We start from the raw sequence: 5,365 nt of genomic DNA, 5'->3' as shown, positions 1-5,365 counted from the left end.
GTATTGGGTCGTGTCATCGCCCGTGACGTATTCAAGCCAGGTACCGAGGAAGTTATCGTTCCTGCCGGCACTCTGGTAGACGAGAAGTGGGTCGAGTTCATCGAGCTGAACAGCATCGACGAAGTGATCGTGCGTTCGCCGATCAGCTGCGAAACCCGCTACGGCATTTGCGCCAAGTGCTACGGCCGTGACTTGGCTCGTGGTCACCAGGTGAACATCGGTGAAGCGGTCGGCGTTATCGCTGCCCAGTCCATCGGTGAGCCGGGTACCCAGCTGACCATGCGTACGTTCCACATCGGTGGTGCGGCAAGCCGGACCTCCGCAGCCGACAGCGTTCAGGTGAAGAATGGCGGTACCGTCCGTCTGCATAACCTGAAGCACGTTGAGCGAGTGGACGGTTGCCTGGTTGCTGTGTCCCGTTCCGGTGAGCTGGCAATCGCTGATGACTTCGGTCGTGAGCGTGAGCGCTACAAGCTGCCGTACGGTGCTGTGATTTCGGTTAAAGAAGGTGACAAGGTCGACGCTGGCGCAATCGTGGCCAAGTGGGATCCGCACACTCACCCAATCGTTACCGAAATGAAAGGTACCGTGACCTACGTGGGTATGGAAGAAGGCATCACGATCAAGCGTCAGACTGACGAATTGACCGGTATGACCAACATTGAAGTACTCGACGCCAAAGACCGTCCAGCTGCCGGTAAAGATATCCGTCCTGCTGTGAAGATGGTTGATGACAACGGCAAGGATCTCTTGCTGCCGGGTACCGACGTAATTGCTCAGTACTTCCTGCCTGCTAACGCCCTGGTCGGTGTAGCGGACGGTGCGAAAATCGCGATCGGTGATGTTATCGCTCGTATTCCGCAAGAGACTTCGAAGACCCGTGACATCACCGGTGGTCTGCCGCGTGTTGCCGACTTGTTCGAAGCCCGTCGTCCGAAAGAAGCCTCGATTCTGGCAGAAGTCAGCGGCACCATCGCGTTCGGTAAAGAGACCAAAGGCAAGCGCCGTCTGGTTATCACCCCGAACGACGGTAGCGATCCGTACGAAGAGCTGATTCCGAAGTGGCGTCACCTGAACGTCTTCGAAGGCGAACAGGTAAACCGCGGCGAAGTTATCTCCGACGGTCCGAGCGATCCACACGACATCCTGCGTCTGCTGGGTGTGAGTGCGCTGGCCAAGTACATCGTGAACGAGATCCAGGACGTTTACCGTCTGCAAGGCGTGAAGATCAACGACAAGCACATCGAGACCATCCTGCGTCAGATGCTGCGTAAAGTTGAGATCGCTGAATCCGGCGATTCCAGTTTCATCAAGGGCGACCAGATGGAATTGACTCACGTGCTGGTAGAGAACGAGCGTCTGAGCAATGAAGACAAATTTGTCTCCAAGTTCACTCGTGTTCTGCTGGGTATCACCAAGGCGTCGTTGTCCACCGAATCGTTCATCTCGGCGGCTTCCTTCCAGGAAACCACTCGCGTACTGACCGAGGCGGCGGTAACCGGCAAGCGCGATTACCTGCGCGGCCTGAAAGAAAACGTGGTCGTGGGTCGTCTGATCCCGGCCGGTACCGGTCTGGCTTATCACAGCGAGCGCAAGCGCCGCCGTGATGCTGACAAACCGTTGCGCGTGAGCGCCAGTGAAGTGGAAGCTGCACTGACCGAAGCGCTGAACTCGAGCGGTAACTGAGTTCTGCGGTAGTAAATGAGTGCAGGCCCTGATCGCTCCGTTCATCCAGTCGAGACAATTTGTCGAGGTTGGATGGGGGGAGAGGTCGGGGCCTTGCCTTGACTGGGGGCAAGATCCTCTTTAGACTCTTGTACCCCTAAATTTGGCGGGGATTCGTTCCTGCCATTTTGCTTTTCTTGCAAGACAATAGCGTCGCAAGACAACAGTGGAGCTAGTAGATGGCAACTATCAACCAGCTGGTACGTCAGCCGCGTAAGCGTATCGTCGAGAAATCCGACGTGCCTGCGCTGCAGAACTGCCCGCAACGTCGTGGCGTATGCACCCGTGTGTATACCACTACGCCGAAAAAACCTAACTCGGCACTGCGTAAAGTATGCCGTGTGCGTCTGACCAACGGTTTCGAGGTTTCCTCGTACATCGGCGGTGAAGGCCACAACCTGCAAGAGCACAGCGTGGTACTGATCCGCGGCGGTCGTGTAAAAGACTTGCCAGGTGTTCGTTACCACACCGTTCGCGGCTCTTTGGATACTTCCGGCGTTAAAGGTCGTAACCAAGGTCGTTCGAAGTACGGTACCAAGCGTCCGAAGTAATAGTCGCTTGCAGCAAAAAACCGATTTCTATTTTTCTGAGTCGATAAGAGTAAGGTCGGAGGCGTCCCGAAAGGGCACCGATTCCGAGCGAACCTGAAGACCGTTTGAGGGCTTATCCATGCCAAGAAGACGCGTAGCAGCCAAGCGCGAAGTGCTTGACGATCCAAAATACGGAAGCCAAATCCTGGCCAAGTTCATGAACCACGTGATGGAAAGCGGCAAAAAAGCCGTTGCCGAGCGTATCGTTTATGGCGCGCTGGAAAAGGTTAAAGAACGCAAGAACAGCGACCCCCTGGAAATCTTCGAGAAAGCTCTCGACGCCATCGCTCCGCTGGTCGAAGTAAAGTCGCGCCGTGTAGGCGGTGCTACTTACCAGGTTCCGGTCGAAGTTCGTCCGTCCCGTCGTAACGCGCTGGCAATGCGCTGGTTGGTAGACTTCGCCCGTAAGCGCGGCGAGAAGTCTATGGCTCTGCGTTTGGCTGGCGAACTGTTGGACGCTGCTGAAGGTAAAGGTGCTGCTGTTAAGAAGCGTGAAGACGTGCACCGTATGGCTGAAGCCAACAAGGCTTTCTCGCACTACCGCTTCTAATTTTAGCTTCACTAATTTTGCGAGGGCTTTATGGCTCGTACTACTCCGATTAGCCGCTACCGTAACATCGGTATCGTTGCTCACGTGGATGCTGGTAAAACCACCACCACCGAGCGCGTCCTTTTTTACACTGGCAAAAGTCACAAAATGGGCGAGGTGCATGACGGCGCCGCGACCACAGACTGGATGGTGCAGGAGCAGGAGCGTGGTATTACCATTACTTCTGCTGCTATCACCGCCTTCTGGAAAGGTTCTGAGAAGCAGTACTCGCACGAACACCGTTTCAACGTTATCGATACCCCGGGCCACGTAGACTTCACTATTGAAGTTGAACGCTCCCTGCGCGTACTCGACGGCGCTGTCGTTGTGTTCTGCGGTACTTCGGGTGTTGAGCCTCAGTCGGAAACCGTATGGCGTCAGGCCAACAAGTACGGCGTTCCACGTCTTGTTTACGTAAACAAGATGGACCGTGCTGGCGCTAACTTCCTGCGCGTGATCGGTCAGATCAAGCAGCGTCTGGGTCACACTCCGGTGCCAATCCAGTTGGCTATCGGTTCCGAAGACAACTTCCAGGGTCAGATCGATCTGATCAACATGCAAGCTGTCTACTGGAATGACTCTGACAAGGGTATGGTCCCTGTTCGCAAGGACATTCCTGCCGAGCTGCAAGAGCTGGCTGAGGAGTGGCGCAGCAACATGGTCGAGGCTGCGGCCGAAGCCAACGAAGAGCTGATGAACAAGTATCTCGAAGGGGAAGAGCTCTCCATCGAGGAAATCAAGGCCGCTCTGCGTCAGCGTACTATCGCTGGTGAGATCGTTCTGGCTGTTTGCGGTTCTTCCTTCAAGAACAAGGGTGTTCCCCTGGTTCTCGACGCCGTTATCGACTTCCTGCCTGCTCCTACCGACATTCCTGCTATCAAGGGTTCCAACCCGGATAACGAGGAAGAGGAAATGGAGCGTCATGCAAGCGACGACGAGCCTTTCGCGGCTCTGGCGTTCAAGATCGCTACCGACCCATTCGTGGGTACCTTGACCTTTGTTCGGGTTTACTCGGGCGTGTTGGCCTCCGGCGACGGCGTGATCAACTCGGTAAAAGGCAAGAAAGAGCGCGTGGGTCGTATGGTGCAAATGCACGCAAACGCCCGTGAAGAAATCAAGGAAGTACGCGCTGGTGACATCGCGGCCTTGATCGGCATGAAGGACGTCACCACTGGTGAAACTTTGTGCAACGCTGACAAGCCAATCATCCTGGTTCGCATGGACTTCCCGGAGCCGGTTATTTCGGTTGCCGTAGAGCCTAAGACCAAGGATGACCAGGAAAAAATGGGTMTSGCTCTGGGCAAGCTTGCTCAGGAAGACCCGTCTTTCCGCGTCAAAACTGATGAAGAGACTGGTCAAACGATCATCTCCGGCATGGGCGAGCTGCACCTGGACATCCTGGTTGACCGGATGCGCCGTGAGTTCAACGTCGAAGCCAACATCGGTAAGCCTCAAGTTTCGTACCGTGAGCGCATCACGAAGAGCTGCGAAATCGAAGGCAAGTTCGTTCGTCAGTCCGGCGGTCGTGGCCAGTTTGGTCATTGCTGGATCCGTTTTGCACCTGCTGACGAAGGTCAGGAAGGTCTGCAATTCCTGAACGAAGTAGTGGGTGGTGTGGTTCCTAAGGAATACATCCCGGCTATCCAGAAGGGTATCGAAGAGCAGATGAAGAACGGTGTTGTTGCCGGCTATCCGCTGATCGGCCTGAAGGCTACCGTGTTTGATGGTTCTTACCACGACGTCGACTCGAACGAGATGGCGTTTAAGGTGGCTGCTTCCATGGCGACCAAGCAACTGGCCCAGAAGGGTGGTGGTGAGTTGCTTGAGCCGATCATGGCGGTAGAGGTTGTTACGCCTGAAGACTATATGGGTGACGTGATGGGCGACCTTAACCGTCGTCGCGGCATGATTCTGGGTATGGAAGATACGGTTTCCGGTAAAGTAATTCGTGCCGAGGTTCCGTTGGGCGAGATGTTCGGTTATGCGACCGACGTTCGTTCCATGTCTCAGGGTCGCGCAAGCTACTCTATGGAATTCAAAAAATACAATACGGCTCCGTCGCACATCGTCGAAACCGTTACCAAAAAACAAGGCTGATTCAGTCCTTTAGGCAAGGAGTTAATTGTCGTGGCTAAAGAAAAATTTGATCGTTCCCTACCGCACGTCAACGTTGGCACTATCGGTCACGTTGACCACGGTAAAACCACTCTGACCGCTGCTCTGACTCGCGTCTGCTCCGAAGTTTTCGGTTCGGCTCGTGTTGACTTCGACAAGATCGACAGCGCACCAGAAGAGAAAGCTCGCGGTATCACCATCAACACCGCTCACGTTGAGTACAACTCGAAGATCCGTCACTACGCTCACGTTGACTGCCCAGGTCACGCTGACTATGTGAAGAACATGATCACCGGTGCTGCTCAAATGGACGGCGCTATCCTGGTTTGCTCGGCCGCTGATGGTC

Annotated in this window: 4 protein-coding genes and 1 pseudogene; all 5 read left to right on the top strand. The window is 55.0% G+C overall.

Going from position 1 to position 5,365, the window contains the following annotated elements:
* A pseudogene (locus AC1DLB_RS20215) lies at window positions 1-1,686 on the top strand (DNA-directed RNA polymerase subunit beta'); the annotation flags it as partial.
* Window positions 1,687-1,904: 218 nt separating this feature from the next.
* The gene (gene rpsL / locus AC1DLB_RS20210; RefSeq protein ID WP_003186084.1) at window positions 1,905-2,276 is read left to right on the top strand and encodes a 30S ribosomal protein S12; all 372 of its coding nucleotides are present in this window, start codon (window positions 1,905-1,907) and stop codon (window positions 2,274-2,276) included.
* A gap of 118 nt (window positions 2,277-2,394) precedes the next feature.
* Window positions 2,395-2,865 carry a 30S ribosomal protein S7 gene (gene rpsG, locus AC1DLB_RS20205; protein ID WP_002555493.1) on the top strand — a complete coding sequence of 157 codons (471 nt, stop codon included), beginning with the start codon at window positions 2,395-2,397 and terminating at the stop codon, window positions 2,863-2,865.
* 30 nt (window positions 2,866-2,895) lie between these two features.
* Window positions 2,896-5,001 carry an elongation factor G gene (gene fusA / locus AC1DLB_RS20200; RefSeq protein WP_477785521.1) on the top strand — a complete coding sequence of 702 codons (2,106 nt, stop codon included), beginning with the start codon at window positions 2,896-2,898 and terminating at the stop codon, window positions 4,999-5,001.
* Window positions 5,002-5,031: 30 nt separating this feature from the next.
* Window positions 5,032-5,365, top strand: a 334-nt coding sequence (locus AC1DLB_RS20195) for a GTP-binding protein (protein ID WP_477785520.1), incomplete at its 3' end; no start/stop codon positions are given.

This window comes from Pseudomonas sp. 05N434 (genome assembly GCF_056396965.1).
Note: the sequence above shows the minus strand (reverse complement) of the source record. Positions and strands in the feature narration are given on the sequence as shown.

Excerpts from the sequence above, each read along its gene's own strand:
- rpsG (WP_002555493.1), top strand. The coding sequence starts at position 2,395 with ATGCCAAGAAGACGCGTAGCAGCCAAGCGCGAAGTGCTTGACGATCCA.
- rpsL (WP_003186084.1), top strand. The coding sequence starts at position 1,905 with ATGGCAACTATCAACCAGCTGGTACGTCAGCCGCGTAAGCGTATCGTC.